The following is a 17,785-nucleotide window of genomic DNA, read 5'->3' on the forward strand; positions in this document are numbered from 1 at the left end:
GTCTAGTCGTTCCCGTTGTTGACTTCATAGCTGAAGCCGAAGTTGAAGCCACTGAAGAGGATCAGGTCGGAGAGCTGGCGGATGGTGTCGCCGGCCTCGGCCAACCCGGTCTTGGGGATGAACAGAAGGTCGTCGGGCTGCAGGTAGGCCATCGCTGCGGCCTTGTCCTTGAGTACCGACTTGATGTCGTAGGTGCGGGTGATGACCTGTTCGCCCTGGCGATTGACCACCATCACCTCGCTGAGGTTGGAGCGCGGGGTATAGCCGCGGGCCAGGGTAAGCGCCTCGAGCACCGAGATCGGGCGGCGGACCGCATAGGCCCCCGGCTGGCCCACCTCGCCGAGGACGAAGACCTCGTTGGCCGCGCTGCTCTTGAGCAGCACGTCCACCTTTAGCGGACCGACCTCCGAGGCATAGCGGCGGCTGAGGGTCTTCTGCAGCTCGTCGAGGGTGACACCCGACAGTGCCATGCTGCCCAGCATGGGGAAGGTCGCCCGGCCGTCCGGGCCGATGGTGATGTCACGGCTCATGCCGCTGCCGGGACTGAACAGGGTGTCGCGCAGGTTCTGCAGGTTGCTCTGGGCCCGGGGTACCGAGGCGGAGATGATCGGGTTGCGCAGGGTCTGGGCATACAGCTCGGTCAGCTTGGCCTCGACTTCCTTGACGGTCAGGCCGGTGACCTTCACCGAGCCCACGTACTCGAGGCTGACCGTGCCGTCCGGCATGACCGTCTTCGAGCCGCTCATGCCTCGGGCGGAGATGAAGTTCAGGTCCAACTGGTCGCCGCTCTGGATGCGGTAGGCGGCGTTGGAGTCCAGTGCGATGTGGTAGATCACCTCCAGCACGTCATGCGGGCGCAGTACCTGCCGGATCGGCAGGATCTCGGTGCGCCCGGCCATCTCCTCGGGGGCGGAGAGGATCTGGGCCTGCATGATGCGCTCCTGGCTGCTGCAGCCCAGCAGGGTGCCCAGCAGCAGAGCTGATGCGAGTCCTTTCGTGACGTTCATCCTTGTCTCCCTCACAGATAGCGATACAGCCATTTCGGCGTGTAGTAACGACGTGCGTTGAAAATGCTGCCCAGCAGATTGGCATTGGCCTGGCGCAGGCGCTGGACGGCGGCCTGGGCGACTTCCCAGCGGGTTTCCTCGCCACGCACCACCAGAATCACGCCGTCGACCCGCGCGGCCAGGCCGAGGCTGTAGCTGCTGGAATAGATGGCTTCGCCATCGATCACCACGAAGCGGTAGCCCGCGGAGAGCACGCTGAACAGCTGGGGAATCTGCTCGTGCAGCAGATGCCTGCCATGCCCATGGGGAACGCCCAGTGGCAACAGATCGAAAGGCAGGTCGGGGTGCGGGTACACGCACTGGTTCAGCAGCCCCGGCATATCGTCGCTGGCCAGCAGGTCAAGCAGTCCGGGCGATCCGTTGAGCTGGTACAGGGAGGTCAGTCCGCGTGGTGACGGGCTGGCATCCACCAGCAGCACTCTGCCGGCGCTGGACATGGCCAGCTGTTGCGCGAGCGTCAGCGCGCTGGTGGTGCCGCCGCAGCCGGCGTTGGGCGCCGTGATCAGCAGCGTCCGGCAGGCCGGGTTCAGGACCGTGGCGATGAGGTTGCTCTCGCTGGCTTCGAGAATGGGTTTGTCACGCTCCACGGGGAGCCCGACTTCGTTGGCGCTGAGCATTTTCATGGACGGCTGCTCCAGATAAAAAACGAGGCGATTGAGGGGCTAGCCGGCGCCATGGCCGGAAAGCACCTTGGCGGGGGTCTTGAGTAGGATCTGCAGATCCTGCAGCGGCCCCTGCTGGTGGATGTATTGCATGTCCAGGTTCACGCGGTCGTCGAAATCGACGTCGCTGCGCCCGGAGATCTGCCAGAGCCCGGTCATGCCCGGATAGGTGCTGAGCCGCCCGAGGTGGTGGCGGTGGTAGCGCGAGGCGTTGAAGGAGGTGGGGCGCGGTCCGACCAAGCGCATGTCGCCGAGCACCACGTTCACCAGGTTGGGCAGTTCGTCGAGGCTGGTCTTGCGCAGCCAGCGACCGATCGGGGTGACCCGCGGGTCGTTGTCGATCTTGAAGTCGACCGAATCGGCACCGTGCTTGTTGAGATGGCGCAGGGACTCCTTGAGCGCCTCGGCGTTGGCCACCATGGTGCGGAACTTGATCATGCCGAAGCGCCTACCGCGGTAGCCGGTGCGTTGTTGCACGAAGAACACCGGGCCGGGGCTGTGGTGCTTGATCAGCAAGGCGATGCCGAGCAGTAAGGGGGAGAGCACCAGCAGCAGCAGGAGGGCGCCGCCGGCGTCCAGCCAGCGCTTGGTATGCGACAGGTTCCAGGGCCGGCCACCGGCGCGCCCCGTGATCCAGCCCCGATCCTGGATATAGAGACTTTCGCCGATCGTCTTGCGCAGTGCAGGATCAAGGCGCTTTTCGCGGGTTCCCAGCAGCGGTTTGCTATGCGAAGCAGTCATGCCGAACGGTCTCCTCAACGAGTCAGGGCGATCTGCCCGGGCGAAACGGCGCCGGATCGGGCAGATGCGTCCGGGTGGTAGTAGGCGCGAAACCACTCCACGAACCGGGCGATTCCCTCGTCGAGGCCGATCCGTGGCGAAAAACCAGTCAGTTGCTGTAGCTCGCCGGCATCCGCGCAGGTACTCAGCACGTCACCGGGTTGCAGGGGCCTGAGTTGTACCTGTGCCTTCTGCCCAAGGTGTTTTTCCAGGGTTGCGACGTACTCCAGCAGCTCCACAGGCGATTGGCCGCCGATGTTGAGCAGGCGCCAGGGCGCCATGCTGCTGGCCGGGTCGGGCCGGTCTCGGTCCCATGCGGAGTCCGGGCTCGGCGGATGGTCGAGCAGGCGCACCAGGCCCTCGACGATGTCGTCGATGTAGGTGAAGTCGCGCTGATGCTGGCCGTGGTTGAACAGCTGCAGGGGCTGCCCCGTGCTGATGGCGCGGGCGAACTGGACGGGGGACATATCCGGTCGGCCCCAGGGACCGTACACGGTGAAGAAGCGCAGCCCGGTGCAGGGAATGCCGAACAGGTGACTGTAGGCGTGAGCCATCGCCTCGTTGGCCTTCTTGGTCGCCGCATACAGCGAGAGCGGATGGTCGACCGGATGGTGCACCGAATAGGGCGTGTGCTGGTTGGCGCCGTATACCGAGCTGGACGAGGCGTACAGCAGGTGTTCCACGGGGTTGGCGCGGCAACCTTCGAGAATGTTCAGGAACGCTTCGATGTTGCTGCGGGTGTAGGCGCGCGGGTGGCTGAGCGAATGCCTGACGCCGGCCTGGGCGGCCAGGTGGATGACGGCATCGGGCTGGACCTCCGCGAATACCTCGGCGGTGGCGGAGGCATCCGCCAGGTCGAGGCGCAGCAGCGGAAAGTCGCCCGCTTGTTCGCGCACCCACTCGACCCGAGCCTCCTTGAGGGCGGGGTCGTAGTAGTCGTTGAAATTGTCCACGCCGACCACCCGGTGACCATCGCGCAGCAGGCGCAATGCGCAATGCGCACCGATGAAGCCGGCGGCTCCTGTCAGCAGGATCTTCATTGCGGGCTCGCTTGGCTGGCGGGGGCGATGTGTGGTAGGCCGATGCCCAGATAGTGCAGGCCGGCACCTGCCACCTGGGCCGGGTTGTAGAGGTTGCGTCCGTCGACGATCAGGCGAGCGCGCAACTGGCTGGCCAGCCAGTCGAAATCCACCACACGGAACGTCTTCCATTCGGTGCAGATGACCAGGGCGTCGGCATCCAGCAGGGTGTCGTCGCGGGTCGGGCAGAGCACCAGGTCGTTGCGATGACCGTACAGGCGTCGGCATTCGGCCATGGCTTCCGGGTCATAGGCGCGCACCGTGGCGCCTTCGCGCCACAGCGCTTCCATCAGGTAGCGGCTGGGCGCTTCGCGCATGTCGTCGGTGTTGGGCTTGAAGGCCAGACCCCAGAGGGCGATTGCCTTGCCGGCCAGGCCTTCGGGGAAGTGCTGGCGCAGCTTGGCCAGCAGGATGTGGCGCTGGCTGTCGTTGATGTCGCTGACGGTCTGCAGCAGGCGCAGCGGCATACCGCTGCGTTCGGCAGTGTGCAGCAGGGCACGGATGTCCTTGGGGAAGCAGGAGCCACCGAAGCCGCAGCCGGGGTAGATGAAGTGGTAGCCGATGCGCGGGTCGGAGCCGATGCCCTTGCGCACCGCTTCGATGTCGGCGCCCAGGCGTTCGGCGAGGTTGGCCAGCTCGTTCATGAAGCTGATACGGGTGGCCAGCATGGCATTGGCGGCGTACTTGGTGAGTTCCGCGCTGCGGTTGTCCATCCACATGAGCTTGTCGTGGTTGCGACAGAACGGCGCGTAGAGCTCGGCCAACTGCGCACGGGCCTGCTCGTCCTCGGTGCCGATGATGATGCGGTCGGGGCGCATGCAGTCGGCGACCGCGCTGCCCTCCTTGAGAAACTCCGGATTGGAGACCACGCGCACCCGCAGGTGCTGCTTGCCCAGGCGGACCAGTTCGTCCCGAGCGGTCTGTTCCACCTGATGGGCGGTACCCACCGGCACGGTGGACTTGATGATCAGGGTGCGGTCGTCGGTCATCTGCGCGACGATCTCGCGGGTGACGGTCAGCACATGGCTGAGATCGGCAGAACCATCCTCGTCGGGCGGCGTGCCCACGGCAATGAAGATCAGCTCGCCATGGGTGACGGCATCGCTGGCCTGGGTGCTGAACGACAGGCGGCCGGCCTTGAGGTTGTCCTCAAGCAGGCCTGACAGGCCTGGCTCGTGGATCGTGGGGACCCCACGCTGCAGTTGCTTGATCTTGTTGGCGTCGATGTCGACGCAAACCACGCGGTGGCCGACATCGGCCATGGTAGCGGCTTGGACTAATCCTACGTAGCCGGTACCGAAAACGCTTACATCCATGTCTAGCGCCCCTTCGGCAAGGTGTGTGTTGCGCCTACAGGTATAGGTGATGGGTCCGGGAAACTGTCAAGGCAACGGACCCCCTGCAAGCGGAGCTGGGCAGCGTAGACGAGCGCAGAAAATTTGCAGGCGACGAATGGTGAAAAAAGTCGCCGGCCCCGGGCAGCTTGGAAGGCGGAGGCGAAAGCACCTAGAATTCGCGTTTTCCTTGCAGCGTGACACCGCCTGTGCGGCGGTCTCACAAGGGCTTGCCGATGTCCGATTTCGACTTTTCCCAGCGGTTTCTCTTCGATGACAACGACGTGCGTGGCGAGCTGGTCGCGCTTGAAGACAGCTACCAGCAGGTGCTGGCCAAGCACGCCTATCCCGAGCCGGTAGCCCGCCTGCTGGGCGAGATGATGGCGGCGGCCGCCCTGCTGGCCGGCAATCTGAAGTTCGAAGGTTTGCTGGTGCTGCAGGCTCGCTCGTCCGGTCCGGTGCCGCTGCTGATGGTGGAATGCTCCAGCGAGCGCGAGGTACGTGGCATTGCCCGCTACCATGCCGAGCAGGTCGACGCGCAGGCCGGCTTGCGCGAGCTGATGCCCGAGGGGGTGCTGGCGCTGACCGTGGACCCCAAGGATGGCCAGCGTTACCAGGGGATCGTCGCCCTGGACGGTGCCGACCTGGCCGAATGCCTGAGCCAGTATTTCGTCAATTCCGAGCAGCTGCCCACAAAGTTCTGGCTGCAATCCGACGGCCGGCGCGCACGCGGGCTGCTGCTCCAGGCGCTGCCTGCCGACCGGCTGCGCGACCCGGAGGAGCGTCAGGCCGCCTGGGAGCACGTCACTACGCTGGCCGATACCCTGCGCGCCGAAGAGCTGCTGAAGCTGGACAACGAAACCCTGCTGCATCGCCTGTATCACCAGGAGCAGGTGCGTCTGTTCGACGCGCTACCCTTGCAGTTCCGTTGCAGCTGTTCGCGCGAGCGCTCGTCGCGGGCGCTGGTCAGCCTGGGCGAGGAGGATGCGCGCCGCTTGCTGGAAGAGGAAGGCGGCACGCTGAGCATCGACTGCCAGTTCTGCAATCACCGTTATCTCTTCGATGCCGCCGATATCGCCCAGCTGTTCGCTGGCGGAGGCAGTGACGAGCCGTCGTCCACGCGGCATTGAAGGGCATTCACGAGAGATTTGCTCAATCGCAGCGATAGCCAGGCTTCATTTGAAGCGCTCCCTAAGGCGCTGCGTTTCTGGCATAATCCCCGGCACTTTTTTCTGTAGTGGAACCCTGGGGGCACTACACAGCAACAGAGAGGGCTCGGCAGCCGCCGACGAGGACGCACATGACGCAAGGTAACACTACTGTTTACACCGATATCAGCCCCGCCCAGCTGGTCGAGGAAGCGCTGCGCCGCGGCGAAGGCCAACTGGCCGCCAACGGTGCACTGGTTGTCCGTACCGGTCACCGCACCGGTCGTTCCCCGGCCGACCGCTTCATCGTCGAAGAGCCGAGCACCCGCGAACAGATCGGCTGGGGCGCCATCAACCGTCCCTTCCCCGCCGACAAGTTCGACGCCCTGTGGGACCGCGTCGTGGCGTTCAACAACGCCCAGGATCATTTCGTCTCCCATGTGCACGTCGGTTCCGCCGGTGAGCACTACCTGCCGGTGAAGATGACCACCCAGACCGCCTGGCAGAACCTGTTCGGCCGTCAGCTGTTCATCAACCCGCACACCTACAACCCGGCCGGCAAGGACGAGTGGCAGGTGCTCAATGTCGCCAACTTCGAGTGCGTGCCCGAGCGTGACGGCACCAACTCCGATGGCTGCGTGATCATCAATTTCGCCCAGAAGAAGGTGCTGATCGCCGGCATGCGCTACGCCGGCGAAATGAAGAAGGCGATGTTCTCGGTGCAGAACTTCCTGCTGCCGGAGAAGGACGTGCTGCCGATGCACTGCGCCGCCAACATCGGCGAAGACGGCGACGTCACCCTGTTCTTCGGCCTGTCCGGCACCGGCAAGACCACCCTGTCCGCCGACCCGAGCCGCTACCTGATCGGCGACGACGAGCACGGCTGGGGCGAAGGCGTGGTGTTCAACATCGAAGGCGGTTGCTATGCCAAGTGCATCGACCTGTCCGAGAAGAACGAGCCGGTGATCTGGAAGGCCATCCAGTTCGGTACCGTGCTGGAAAACGTCGTGCTGGATGACAAGCGCATCCCGGACTATGCCGACGACAGCCTGACCCAGAACAGCCGTGCCGCCTATCCGCTGGAATACGTGGAGAAGCGCAGCGAGAAGAACCTGGGTGGCGAGCCGAAGGCGGTGATCTTCCTGACGTGCGACCTGACCGGCGTGCTGCCGCCCGTGTCGATCCTCAACAACGAGCAGGCTGCCTACCACTTCCTGTCCGGTTACACCGCCCTGGTCGGCTCCACCGAAATGGGTTCGGGTGCCGGCATCAAGTCCACCTTCTCCACCTGCTTCGGCGCGCCCTTCTTCCCGCGACCGGCCGGTGTCTACGCCGAGCTGCTGATCAAGCGCATCCAGGCATTCGGCTCCAAGGTCTACCTGGTCAACACCGGCTGGACCGGTGGCGGCTACGGCGTCGGCAAGCGCTTCAGCATCCCGACCACCCGCGCGGTGATCGCTGCGATCCAGAACGGCTCGCTGGTGGGCGCGGAAACCGAGCACCTGCCGATCATCAACCTGGACGTGCCGAAGGCCGTCGCCGGCGTTGAGACCGAGCTGCTCAATCCGCGCAACACTTGGGCCGACAAGGCTGCCTACGATGCCGCCGCCCGCGAGCTGGCCGGCAAGTTCGTCACGAACTTCCAGAAGTTCGAGGTGAGCGACGCCATCCGTAACGCCGGTCCGCAGCTGTAAGCGCCACCTGGTGATGAAAGAGCCGCCTTCGGGCGGCTTTTTCGTGGGTGGCGTGTTTCCGGCCGGCGATGCGGTGTGCATCGACGCCGCGTTCGGCGGCCAAGGCGTTGCCTCGACCGCCCTGCGGTGATGCGGCCGTGGCCGCCGGGGCGCTAAGCCTGCAGCGCGAACCAGTCCAGCGCCTCGTCCCAGAGTGGCTGGGCGGCGGGACGGAAATAGCCCATGTGGCCGATATGGCCGAACGGGGTCGGGTCGATGTCGCGGCGCTGCAGCGGTGCGTTGCGGTAGGCCTGCACAAAGGCATCGCGCGAACGTGGCAGCGCCCACAGGTCGTCGAGCGTGTTGGCCGCGACGATCGGCGTGCGCACCGTGGCGAAGGGTTCCTCAATGCCGCGCATCTGCGGGTCGTCGAAGAAGTAGCGCGGGAACTTGCACCAGCGGCGCCACTGGCGATACACGCCCATCGGCAGGTCCTCGCCCAATCCCAGCATCTTCCAGGGCGAATAGCCCTTCCAGGCGCTGAGTACCGGGAAGATCAGATTCCACATCAGCATCACCTTGAGGCGCTCGCCGAGCGGCATCCAGCCATGCCAGCCGGCGCCGGTACCGAACAGGTAGGCGCCGGCGAATCTTGTGTGGCTGGGCAGCAGGCCGAAGGCATGTCCGCCGAAGGAGTGGCCGACCAGGAACAGCGGCCCCTGCGTTGCGTCGACCTGTTCGACGGCGGCGGCCAGGTCCAGGCGCGCCCAGTCCAGGTATTCCATCTCGAAGCCCTTCAGGCTGGCGGGCCGGGAGCGGCCGATGCCGCGGTAGTCGAAGGTCAGCACCGCATAGCCGTGGCCGCTGGCGTATTCGGCAAAGCGGCGATAAAAGCCCTGCGGCACACCGGTGGCGCCGGCTACCAGCAGCGTGCCGCACAGCGGACCGCTGGCGGCGAAGCGGGTACCGGTCAGCGGGTAGCCGTCCAGGGCGTTGAAGGTGACGGTCTCGGTGCGCGGGGCGCTATCGACGCAGCTGTTCATGGGGACTCCGGGTTCTTGTTGTTTCGTTCGTGCTGCAGCAGGTCCAGCAGCAGACCGGTGGTGATCGTCATGGTCGCGCCATCGCCGGCGACACGCGCCTGCAGCAGGGCGCCTTCGTAGGCGGAGAGCACCAGCGTGGCCAGCGCCTGGGCGCGGGGCGGCGCAATGCCGAGGCGCTCCAGCAAGCCGCTCACGGCCTGGCGCAGGCGCGCGAAGCCTTGGGCCAGTGCGCCGCGCAGCATGTCGTCGTCCGCCGTGGATTCCAGCGCGACGGTGGCCAGCGGGCAGCCCCGTTCGAAGCCGCTGTCACGCAGCAGTCGCTCGGCCTGGCCCAGCCAGTCGGCCAGCGCCTGCAGCGGTTCGGGTTGTTCGGCCAGTGCGGCCAGCGAGCCTTCGAGGCGCGTCACCACCCGGTCGATGGCCGCCACCGCCAATTCGGTCTTGCCGCCGGGGAAATGGTGATAGAGCACGCCCTTGGGGCTGGCCGCCTGGCTGAGCAGTTCGTTGAGGCCGACGCCATGCAGACCCTTGCGCTGCAGGGCGTCGGCCATGGCGGCAATCAGCCGGTCCCGGGAGGTCATGGATGCGTTCATGGACGGAACTCTATAGACCGTTTGGTCTAGTCGCAAGCCGCGCGGTAATCCGCCGGGGTGAATGCGTGTCGGGGACTGCTGTCACACAGGCATTGCTTGCCGAGGATCCGTCATGCCGAGCCGTCGCCAGTTCCTCCTGAATGCCACCCTGCTGGCCGCCCTCGCCCAACTGCCGTGCGGCCCCCTGTGGGCGCAGACGCGGCTGCAGCAGCGCGCCATTCCCTCTACTGGCGAGCCGCTGCCCGTGATTGGATTGGGCACCTCGCGTACCCATGATGTGCCGCTGGATGACGAGGCCCTGCAGCCGTTGCTGGAGGTACTGAAGACGTTGGTCAACGGCGGCGCGCGGCTGATCGATACCGCGCCCAGCTACGGCAATGCCGAGCGGGTGTGCGGGCGTCTGGTGGAGCAGTTGGCGGTGCGCGACAAGGTGTTCTTCGCCACCAAGGTCTCCGCGAGCGGCGAGCAGGCCGGTCGCCGTCAGCTGGAGTCCAGCTTCCGGGCGCTACAGACTCCGCAGATCGATCTGGTACAGGTGCACAATCTGCAGGACACGCGCACCCAGTTGAAGCTGCTGCGCGAACAGAAGGCGCTTGGGCGCATCCGCTACCTCGGCATCACCCACTACCGGGAGGCCGCCCAACAGGACGTGCTGGACGTGCTGGCCAAAGAGCCGGGCATCGACTTCGTGCAGATCAACTACTCGGTGGGCGAGCGGCTGGCCGAGCAGCGCCTGCTGCCCTGGTGCGCGGACCACGGCATCGCCGTGCTGATCAACCGGCCGTTCGCGCGCGGGCAGCTGCTGTCGCGGGTCAGGGACCGGCCGCTGCCGGACTGGGCGATGGAGGTGGATGCCACCTCCTGGGCGCAACTGCTGCTCAAGTTCATCCTCGCGCAGCCGGCGGTGACTGCGGTGATCCCGGCCACCTCCAACCCGCGCTACATGGCCGACAACCTGCTCGCCGGGCGCGGGCGCCTGCCGGATGCGAGGCTGCGTGAGCGGATCGTCGCGGCCTTCGCCTGACGGTCGGCAGCCTGTCGAGCGGCTGGCGCGGCTGATCGACGCGCGACGGGCCGAGCTGCCGGCGGCGCTGGTCGGCTTCGCGCTGTTCCTGTGCCTGTTCTCGGGCTACTTCATGCTGCGGCCGCTGCGCGAGGCCATGGGCATCCAGGGCGGGGTCGAGCACCTGCAGTGGCTGTTCACCGCCACCTTCCTGAGCATGCTGGTGGCCGTGCCACTGTTCGCCTGGCTGAGCGCCCGTGTGCCACGGGTGCGCTACCTCGATTGGGTATACGGCTTCTTCGCCACGCATCTGGCGGGCTTCGCGCTGCTGTTCGCCGTGCAGCCCGACCACGTCTGGCTGGCGCGCGCCTTCTTCGTGTGGATCTCGGTCTACAACCTGTTCGTGATCTCCGTGGCCTGGAGCCTGATGGCGGATGTCTTCGACGGGCAGCAAGCCAAGCGGCTGTTCGCCTTCATCGCCGCCGGTGCCAGTGTCGGTGGCTTGCTCGGCCCCATGCTGAGCGCGCTGCTGGTGGGGCGCCTGGGCACCGCCGGGCTGCTGGTGCTGGCCGCCCTGTTGCTGCCGCTGGCGCTGGGCTGCAAGCACTATCTGATGGGCTGGCGCGAGCGGGACGGCGCCGGGCGTTCCGGCGCGCCACCGGCCGAGAGCAGTCGGCGGCCGATTCCCGGTAATCCCTTCAGTGGCCTGACCCTGCTGCTGCGCTCCCGTTACCTGGCGGGCATCGCATTGTTCGTGGTGCTGTTGTCGACCACCACCACCTTCCTGTATTTCGAGCAGGCCCGCCTGGTGGGCGCGCTGTTTCCTGAGCGCGCCAGCCAGGTGCGGGTGTTCGCGCTGATCGACCTGATCGTGCAGGCCGGCGCGCTGATCGCCCAGTTGTTCATCACCGGGCGGGTCGCCAAGCGCCTGGGCGTGCGCGTGCTGCTCTCGGTGGTGCCCCTGCTGGTGTGTCTGGGCTTTCTCGGGCTGGCGCTGGCGCCGGTGTTTGCGCTGCTGGCGGCGCTGATGGTGGTGCGACGCATCGGCGAATATGCCTTCGTCCGACCGGGGCGCGAAATGCTCTTCGCGCCGCTGGATGCGCAGAGCAAGTACAGAGCCAAGAATGTCATCGACACGCTGGTGTACCGCGGCGGCGACGTGGCCAGCGCCTGGCTGAAGAGCGGTCTGGATGCCCTGGGTCACGGGCCGCTGCCGGTGGCCCTGGTGGGCGCCGGGTGTGCGGCGCTATGGGGCTGGCTGGGCTGGCGCCTCGGACGTCGAGCCGATGCGCTCAGCGCCGCGCCTCAGCAGTAGGCTCTCTGGGCGCAGGACTCCGGCTCGGGCTGGCCGTCCTGGGTGGAGCAGATCTGGTCGCGCCCGCCGGTCTTGGCGCGGTACATGCGGTGGTCGGCCAGTTCCAGCAATGCGGTGGGGGACGCCACGCGATCGGCGCAGCGCTCCGACAGGCCGATGCTGGCGGTGAGCCGCGTGCCGTCCGGGCGCACGCCCAGGCCGGATTCGGTCAGGCGCTGCAGGGCGCGGCGCGCCTGGTTCATGTCGGTGTTGGGCATCACCAGCAGGAACTCCTCGCCGCCCCAGCGCAGCAGGGTGTCGGAGCCGCGCATGCGCGTCTGCAGGTTGTTGGTGAACGCCTGCAGCACCCGGTCGCCGGCTTCGTGGCCGTAGGTGTCGTTGATCGCCTTGAAGTGATCGATGTCGAAGAAGGCCAGCGCGAGGCAGCCATTGTTCTGCTCGGCATTGCTCCACAGCAGGTGGAGGATTTCCGTGCCGCTGCCGCGCGACAGGATGCCGGTCAGCGGATCGCGGATTGCCTGGCGCACCAGGGCGATCATGAAGGCCAGCTGGCTCATGCAGGCCAGCGCGGTGACACCGGCGATCAGCACCAGCAGCCAGTAGCCGCCGGCGTAGGACGGCCAGTTGAGCACCGGCCAATTCAGGAAGCCGGCCAGGCCCTGGGCGAGCAGCAGCGTGCTGGCCAGAACCAGATTCTCCGCCAGGGTCAGCGGGAAGATGGCCAGGCCGGCCATCAGCACGAAGGGCAGGAAGGCGTAGCCGGTGGCCACCGCCGCCGAGAAGGGTTCAAGCTGGTGCCCGGTGATCAGGGTGTGTGACACCACGTAGAACACCGTGGGGATAAAGAACAGGATGGCGATGGCCCGGTAGGCATCCAGCAGGTTGCCATTGGGACGATAGAACACCAGCAGGCTGGCGAAGGCCATCGAGGCTAGCAGGCGGGACACCGCCAGGCTGGACCACAGCGGGTAATCGAAGACGATGAGGTCGATCACGCTCCACAACGGTGTGAGCAGCGCGAACAGGAAGGCAAACAGGCGCACGCGATTGACGATCATGGTTGCTCGGCGCTGGCTGAGCAGTAACGAATGGCGGTTCGGCAGCAGCAGTTGCGGAAACTCGACGGCCTTGAGCTCGTTGGGCAGCAGCGAGGCAAGACGCCGGATGAGCAGATCGAAGGGCTTGGGCATTTTATTGTTGGACCTTCACGTGATTGGGCGCTGCATCCGAGCAAAACCCTGCCGCAGCGGGCTGGGGACTGGTTCCTTCAGGTCCTTAACCCACCCGCAGTGCCGGCTGGCGGCACCGCAGCGTTTCGCTCGCACGCAAGGAGTAAGGCCAGGCATGACCGTACCCTTCGGATCGGATGCCGTATCTGCCTAACTTGTCACAGACTTCCGTCGAAAATCATGAGCTGGATCAACGAAGATGGCAGAGTGACATCTGGTCGCAGCAGGGATGGCCAAAAAAAAGCCAGATGGCTACGGCGCACAGGCCATCGCATGCGCAGCGGCGCGCCAACAGCTTATGCACAGGGCTATCCCCCGCCTGTGGGGAAAACCGCAGAAGGACGGCGCCGTTCGGAATGCGCTCCCGAGGGGCTCCGGTGGGCCGATAACCGCAGGCGGACTGGTCGAAATTTCAACGACTTACGCTAAGCCCCGGTGCAGAGCGGCGCATTGACCGGCTCAACAGCTTATCCACAGATTGTTCCCCGGAAACGGTGGGAAACCGACCATGGGCGGGTGAAAAAACGTCCGCCGCCGGCCAGCACCCGGCGGCTGTGCTTCAAGGGAGCCGGTCAACAGCTTGTCCACAGGATGATCCAACGAAGCTGGGCATAACTCACAGCGTCAGAGAAACCTCGCCGAGCCGGGCGCCATTGGGGCCGAAGCGACGTTCGTGGAACTCGCGCCGGCCGTTGGCTTGCACGATCAGCACGCTGCTGGCCCGGGTGCCGTAATGGGCGCTGGCGATGAACACGCTGGACAGCAGGCGCTCGGTGTCCAGGCCGACGCCGGTGTTCGGCAGGTGGGCGTCGTCGGCCGGTGTGGGATCAGCCAGCAGGTCCATCAGGTTCCCGGGGTGCGGCGTGTCCAGGCGCTGCGCCAGGGCCTGGCGGGCGCGTACCAGCTTTGGCCACGGCGTATCCAGGGCGGCATTGCACAGGCCGTAGACACCGGCGCCCAGCTCGCGAGGCTGAGCTTCGCGTGCGTGCAGGTAACAGAGCCGCTCGGTATCGCCCACCAGCAGATTGAAGCCGCTGTATTCGCCGGCGCGCCGTGCAACCTCGGCCAGGTAGTCCTGCGGCGAGCAGTCCCCGCGCAGGAAGCCCGCCACCAACTCGCCCCGGGAGCGCAGTCCCAGCGGTTGGCCGGGATCGCGGATATTGGTCAGCGCGGCGAAACGGCCGTCGGGGCCGACACCCATCCAGGTGCCGCCTGCTTCCAGATCGCGCCCGGCATACACGCCGGGCGCCTCGTCCCAGTGCGCCAGCGGCAGGCTGGGACGGGCATGGAACTCGTCACGGTTGGCGGCGACCACCAGCGGCAGCGCGTGGCCGGGGCGCCAGGCGAACAGGATCAGACACATGTGCATTACCCAGAGCGATGACCGGCCCAGCTTGCCGCCGGGTCGGTGTCACGGCAAGGGCTGCCGGTAGCTGCCGCCGGGCGCTTTGCTCTACCATGCCGGCTTCGTTTCCGGGGGCTGGCATGGAATTTCTGATCTATCTCGTTCTGGGGGCCTGTGCCGGTGTGCTGGCCGGGTTGTTCGGCGTCGGCGGCGGGCTGATCATCGTGCCGGTGCTGGTGTTCAGCTTCACCGCCCAGGGCTTCGCCCCCGAGGTGCTCACCCACCTGGCGGTGGGCACCTCGCTGGCCACCATCGTGTTCACCTCCATCAATTCCATTCGCGCGCACCACAAGCGCGGCGCGGTGCTCTGGCCGCTGGTCGTCTGGATGACCGCAGGCATCGTGGTCGGCGCCGCGCTGGGCAGCCTCACCGCCGACTGGCTGCAGGGCGAGGTGCTGCAGAAGATCATCGGCGTGTTCGCCATCAGCATGGCCATCCAGATGGGCTTCAACCTGCAACCCAAGGCCGGCGGCGCGGTGCCTGGCAAGGTCGGCCTGAGTGTGGCCGGCACCGTGATCGGCTGGGCCTCGGCGATCTTCGGTATCGGTGGCGGCTCGCTGACCGTGCCGTTCCTCAACTGGCGCAGCGTGCCCATGCAGCAGGCGGTGGCCACCTCCGCCGCCTGCGGCTTGCCGATCGCCATCGCCGGCGCCATCAGTTTCATGGTGGTCGGGATGGATGCCCCACACCTGCCGGCATGGAGTGTCGGCTACGTTTACCTGCCGGCGGTGGTCGGCATTGCGCTGACCAGCATGTTCTTCGCGCGTTTCGGGGCTACCCTGGCGCATCGTCTGTCCCCGCTGATGCTCAAGCGCCTGTTCGCGGTGCTGCTGGTGTGTGTGGGCACCAATTTCCTGATTTGAGGAGTGTCGGATGCTGCCTTATCCGCAGATCGATCCGGTGGCCATCGCCATCGGTCCCCTGAAGATCCACTGGTACGGACTGATGTACCTGATCGGCATCGGTGGTGCCTGGCTGCTCGCCTCGCGGCGGGTGCAGCGCTTCGCGCCGGAGTGGAACAAGGACAAGCTGTCCGACCTGGTGTTCTGGGTGGCTCTGGGGGTGATCCTCGGCGGTCGCCTGGGCTATGTGTTGTTCTACGACCTGGCGGCCTACCTGGCCGATCCGGCGAAGATCCTGCGTGTGTGGGAAGGCGGCATGTCATTCCACGGCGGACTGATCGGCGTGCTGCTGGCGGTGTGGCTGTTCGGCCGGCGCAACGACAAGTCCTTCTTCGCCCTGATGGATTTCATCGCCCCCCTGGTGCCGATCGGCCTGGGCGCCGGGCGCATCGGCAACTTCATCAACGCCGAACTGTGGGGCAAGGCCACCGACCTGCCCTGGGCGATGATCTTCCCCACCGACCCGGCGCAGCTGCCGCGCCATCCGTCGCAGCTGTACCAGTTTGCCCTGGAAGGCGTGGCGCTGTTCGTCATCCTCTGGCTGTACACCCGCAAGCCGCGTCCGGTGATGTCGGTGTCCGGCCTGTTCGCGGTGTGCTACGGCATCTTCCGCTTCGTCGTCGAATTCGTGCGCGTGCCGGACGCCCAGCTCGGCTACCTGGCCTTCGGCTGGCTGACCATGGGCCAGCTGCTGTGCATCCCGATGGTGCTGATCGGTGCCGGGATGATGGTCTGGGCGTACCAGCGCGAGGGCCGCGGCGCCTGACCGATTGGCGACCGCTTCAAGCGATGAATGGGGCACATGGGATACCATGCGCCCCATTCGCGTTTTTACCGGGCCCAGCATGAAACAGTACCTCGACCTGATGCGCCACGTGCGCGAGCACGGCACCTTCAAGAGCGACCGCACCGGCACCGGCACCTACAGCGTGTTCGGCTACCAGATGCGCTTCGACCTGGCCGACGGCTTTCCGTTGGTCACCACCAAGAAGTGCCACCTCAAGTCCATCATCCACGAGCTGCTGTGGTTCCTGAAGGGCGAGACCAACATCCGCTACCTGAAGGAAAACGGCGTCTCCATCTGGGACGAGTGGGCCGACGAGAACGGCGAGCTGGGGCCGGTGTACGGCTACCAGTGGCGCAGCTGGCCGGGACCCAACGGCGAGTCCATCGACCAGATCGCCAAGCTGGTGGAGATGATCAGGAAGAACCCGGACTCGCGCCGGCTGATCGTCTCGGCCTGGAACCCGGCGCTGGTCGACCAGATGGCCCTGCCGCCCTGCCACGCGCTGTTCCAGTTCTACGTCGCCGACGGCAAGCTCAGCTGCCAGCTGTATCAGCGCTCGGCGGACATCTTCCTCGGCGTGCCCTTCAACATCGCCAGCTATGCGCTGCTCACCCTGATGGTCGCCCAGGTCTGCGACCTTGAGCCGGGCGAGTTCATCTGGAGCGGCGGCGACTGCCACCTGTACGCCAACCACCTGGAACAGACCGACCTGCAACTGAGCCGCGAGCCGCTGCCGCTGCCGACCATGAAGCTGAACCCCGAGGTGAAGGACCTGTTCGCCTTCCGCTTCGAGGACTTCGAGCTGGTCGGCTACCAGAGCCACCCGCATATCAAGGCGCCGGTGGCGGTGTAAGCCGCAGCGTCCGTAGGGTGGACAACGTTGTCCTTGTCCACCATCGCGCCGGCACGGCGCGCCTGGCGGTCCGCGCTTCGCCGGCCGCGCCTGGCGGCGCGTTGGTGGATCGGTGAAGCGCGATCCACCCTACGTCCTACCCAGAGTCATCCGCATATCAAGGCACCAGCGCCCGTAGGGTGGACAACGTTGTCCTTGTCCACCATTGCGCCAGCACGGCGCGCCTGGCCGTCCGCGCCTGGCGGCGCGCTTGGTGGATCGATGGAGCGCGATCCACCCAACGCCCAGCTACGTTCGCTTGGCCAGCGCATCAATCAGCTGCTGACGGTCTTCCTCGCCGCGCACCTTGCCGTTGAGCGATGACCACTCGGGATGCGCGCGCGCTGCCGACAGCGGCTTGGGCAGCTTGCCCGCCTTCCAGGCCTGTTCCTGGGGCGACTCCAGGCGGATGGCCTGCTGCGCCGCATGGCCACGGGTGGCCAGTGCATCGAGCAGTTGGCGCTGGCGCAGGGCCAGCAGGCGCAGCACGGCGTCGTCCACGGTCAGTTCCTTCTCGCCCTTGAGCTTGCCCAGCAGGCGATTGCCATAGTGCCGGGCGGTCTGCGCGCCGCCGCCGGCCAGCGCGCCAAGCAGCGCGGCGGCGCCGAGGGTGATGCCGCCGACCATCAGGTCGACCCCGGCGCCGGCCGCGGCCCCGGCGGCCATGCCGGTGCCGATCTTCACGCCCATCTGCTTGAGGGTTTCCGGGTTGAACAGATCGTCGCTCCAGCGGCCGTCCAGCAGTGGCAGCTCGCCGGCATCGGCGTCGTCCTTGCGAAAGGCGTACAACCGCAGCAGCGCCTCCACGCAGCGCTGCTCGCGCTGGCGCACGGCCTCGCGCAGCTCGCCGGTGGCGCGGCGCTCCCGCTCGGG

17 protein-coding genes are annotated in these 17,785 nt (G+C 66.4%); 7 read left to right on the plus strand and 10 right to left on the minus strand.

Annotated elements, in window-relative coordinates:
- Positions 1–2 precede the first annotated feature (2 nt).
- The 5 genes from AS93_RS0107110 to AS93_RS0107130 are packed head-to-tail and all read right to left on the minus strand — an operon-like array spanning position 3 to position 4,904.
- Positions 3–1,007: a polysaccharide biosynthesis/export family protein gene (locus tag AS93_RS0107110; RefSeq protein WP_027589974.1), complete on the minus strand. Its 1,005-nt coding sequence runs from the start codon at positions 1,005–1,007 to the stop codon at positions 3–5.
- Between the two features lie 11 nt (positions 1,008–1,018).
- Positions 1,019–1,684, minus strand: a complete 666-nt coding sequence (locus AS93_RS0107115; RefSeq protein ID WP_051587376.1) for a CpsD/CapB family tyrosine-protein kinase — start codon at positions 1,682–1,684, stop codon at positions 1,019–1,021.
- 45 nt (positions 1,685–1,729) lie between these two features.
- On the minus strand, positions 1,730–2,470 hold the full coding sequence (locus AS93_RS0107120) for a sugar transferase (RefSeq protein WP_051587374.1): 741 nt from the start codon (positions 2,468–2,470) through the stop codon (positions 1,730–1,732).
- 14 nt (positions 2,471–2,484) lie between these two features.
- Positions 2,485–3,549, minus strand: coding sequence for an NAD-dependent epimerase (locus AS93_RS0107125; RefSeq protein ID WP_027589977.1), 1,065 nt, complete (start codon positions 3,547–3,549; stop codon positions 2,485–2,487).
- On the minus strand, positions 3,546–4,904 hold the full coding sequence (locus tag AS93_RS0107130) for a UDP-glucose/GDP-mannose dehydrogenase family protein (protein WP_027589978.1): 1,359 nt from the start codon (positions 4,902–4,904) through the stop codon (positions 3,546–3,548). Before AS93_RS0107130 ends, AS93_RS0107125 begins: the two co-directional genes overlap by 4 nt.
- A gap of 254 nt (positions 4,905–5,158) precedes the next feature.
- Between AS93_RS0107130 and hslO the strand changes: the two genes are divergently transcribed.
- Together hslO and AS93_RS0107140 are read left to right on the plus strand one after the other, a co-directional pair.
- A complete protein-coding gene (hslO, locus tag AS93_RS0107135; RefSeq protein ID WP_027589979.1) occupies positions 5,159–6,052 on the plus strand; it encodes an Hsp33 family molecular chaperone HslO in 894 nt (297 codons plus the stop codon).
- Positions 6,053–6,222: 170 nt separating this feature from the next.
- Positions 6,223–7,764: a phosphoenolpyruvate carboxykinase gene (locus tag AS93_RS0107140; RefSeq protein WP_027589980.1), complete on the plus strand. Its 1,542-nt coding sequence runs from the start codon at positions 6,223–6,225 to the stop codon at positions 7,762–7,764.
- A 152-nt stretch (positions 7,765–7,916) separates the two neighbouring features.
- On the opposite strand, the gene AS93_RS0107150 is transcribed toward AS93_RS0107140, so the two are convergent.
- Together AS93_RS0107150 and AS93_RS0107155 are read right to left on the minus strand one after the other, a co-directional pair.
- Entirely contained in the window at positions 7,917–8,786 is an 870-nt protein-coding gene (locus AS93_RS0107150) for an alpha/beta fold hydrolase (protein WP_027589981.1), read from the minus strand.
- Complete coding sequence (locus AS93_RS0107155; RefSeq protein WP_175444365.1) at positions 8,783–9,379, minus strand: TetR/AcrR family transcriptional regulator; 597 nt, start codon at positions 9,377–9,379, stop codon at positions 8,783–8,785. Before AS93_RS0107155 ends, AS93_RS0107150 begins: the two co-directional genes overlap by 4 nt.
- 112 nt (positions 9,380–9,491) lie before the next feature.
- On the opposite strand from AS93_RS0107155, the gene AS93_RS0107160 reads away from it, so the two are divergent.
- Positions 9,492–10,403: an aldo/keto reductase gene (locus tag AS93_RS0107160; protein WP_027589983.1), complete on the plus strand. Its 912-nt coding sequence runs from the start codon at positions 9,492–9,494 to the stop codon at positions 10,401–10,403.
- Positions 10,375–11,697 carry an MFS transporter gene (locus AS93_RS0107165; RefSeq protein WP_234702717.1) on the plus strand — a complete coding sequence of 441 codons (1,323 nt, stop codon included), beginning with the start codon at positions 10,375–10,377 and terminating at the stop codon, positions 11,695–11,697. Before AS93_RS0107160 ends, AS93_RS0107165 begins: the two co-directional genes overlap by 29 nt.
- Here AS93_RS0107165 and AS93_RS0107170 read toward each other — a convergent pair.
- The gene (locus AS93_RS0107170; RefSeq protein ID WP_027589985.1) at positions 11,688–12,887 is read right to left on the minus strand and encodes a GGDEF domain-containing protein; all 1,200 of its coding nucleotides are present in this window, start codon (positions 12,885–12,887) and stop codon (positions 11,688–11,690) included. The genes AS93_RS0107165 and AS93_RS0107170 overlap by 10 nt on opposite strands.
- Positions 12,888–13,542: 655 nt before the next feature.
- The gene (locus AS93_RS0107175; protein WP_027589986.1) at positions 13,543–14,289 is read right to left on the minus strand and encodes an NRDE family protein; all 747 of its coding nucleotides are present in this window, start codon (positions 14,287–14,289) and stop codon (positions 13,543–13,545) included.
- A gap of 122 nt (positions 14,290–14,411) precedes the next feature.
- On the opposite strand from AS93_RS0107175, the gene AS93_RS0107180 reads away from it, so the two are divergent.
- The 3 genes from AS93_RS0107180 to AS93_RS0107190 all read left to right on the plus strand — a co-directional run bounded on the left by AS93_RS0107180 (position 14,412) and on the right by AS93_RS0107190 (position 16,873).
- Positions 14,412–15,194 carry a sulfite exporter TauE/SafE family protein gene (locus tag AS93_RS0107180; protein WP_027589987.1) on the plus strand — a complete coding sequence of 261 codons (783 nt, stop codon included), beginning with the start codon at positions 14,412–14,414 and terminating at the stop codon, positions 15,192–15,194.
- Between the two features lie 10 nt (positions 15,195–15,204).
- Positions 15,205–15,999 carry a prolipoprotein diacylglyceryl transferase gene (gene lgt, locus AS93_RS0107185; RefSeq protein WP_027589988.1) on the plus strand — a complete coding sequence of 265 codons (795 nt, stop codon included), beginning with the start codon at positions 15,205–15,207 and terminating at the stop codon, positions 15,997–15,999.
- A gap of 79 nt (positions 16,000–16,078) precedes the next feature.
- Positions 16,079–16,873 carry a thymidylate synthase gene (locus tag AS93_RS0107190; RefSeq protein ID WP_027589989.1) on the plus strand — a complete coding sequence of 265 codons (795 nt, stop codon included), beginning with the start codon at positions 16,079–16,081 and terminating at the stop codon, positions 16,871–16,873.
- A 288-nt stretch (positions 16,874–17,161) separates the two neighbouring features.
- On the opposite strand, the gene AS93_RS0107195 is transcribed toward AS93_RS0107190, so the two are convergent.
- A partial coding sequence (locus AS93_RS0107195) for a DUF3482 domain-containing protein (protein ID WP_027589990.1) occupies positions 17,162–17,785 on the minus strand: 624 nt, incomplete at its 5' end.

Origin of the sequence: Pseudomonas sp. RL, from assembly GCF_000647775.1 — a bacterium.
Classification (GTDB): Bacteria; Pseudomonadota; Gammaproteobacteria; order Pseudomonadales; family Pseudomonadaceae; genus Serpens; species Serpens flexibilis.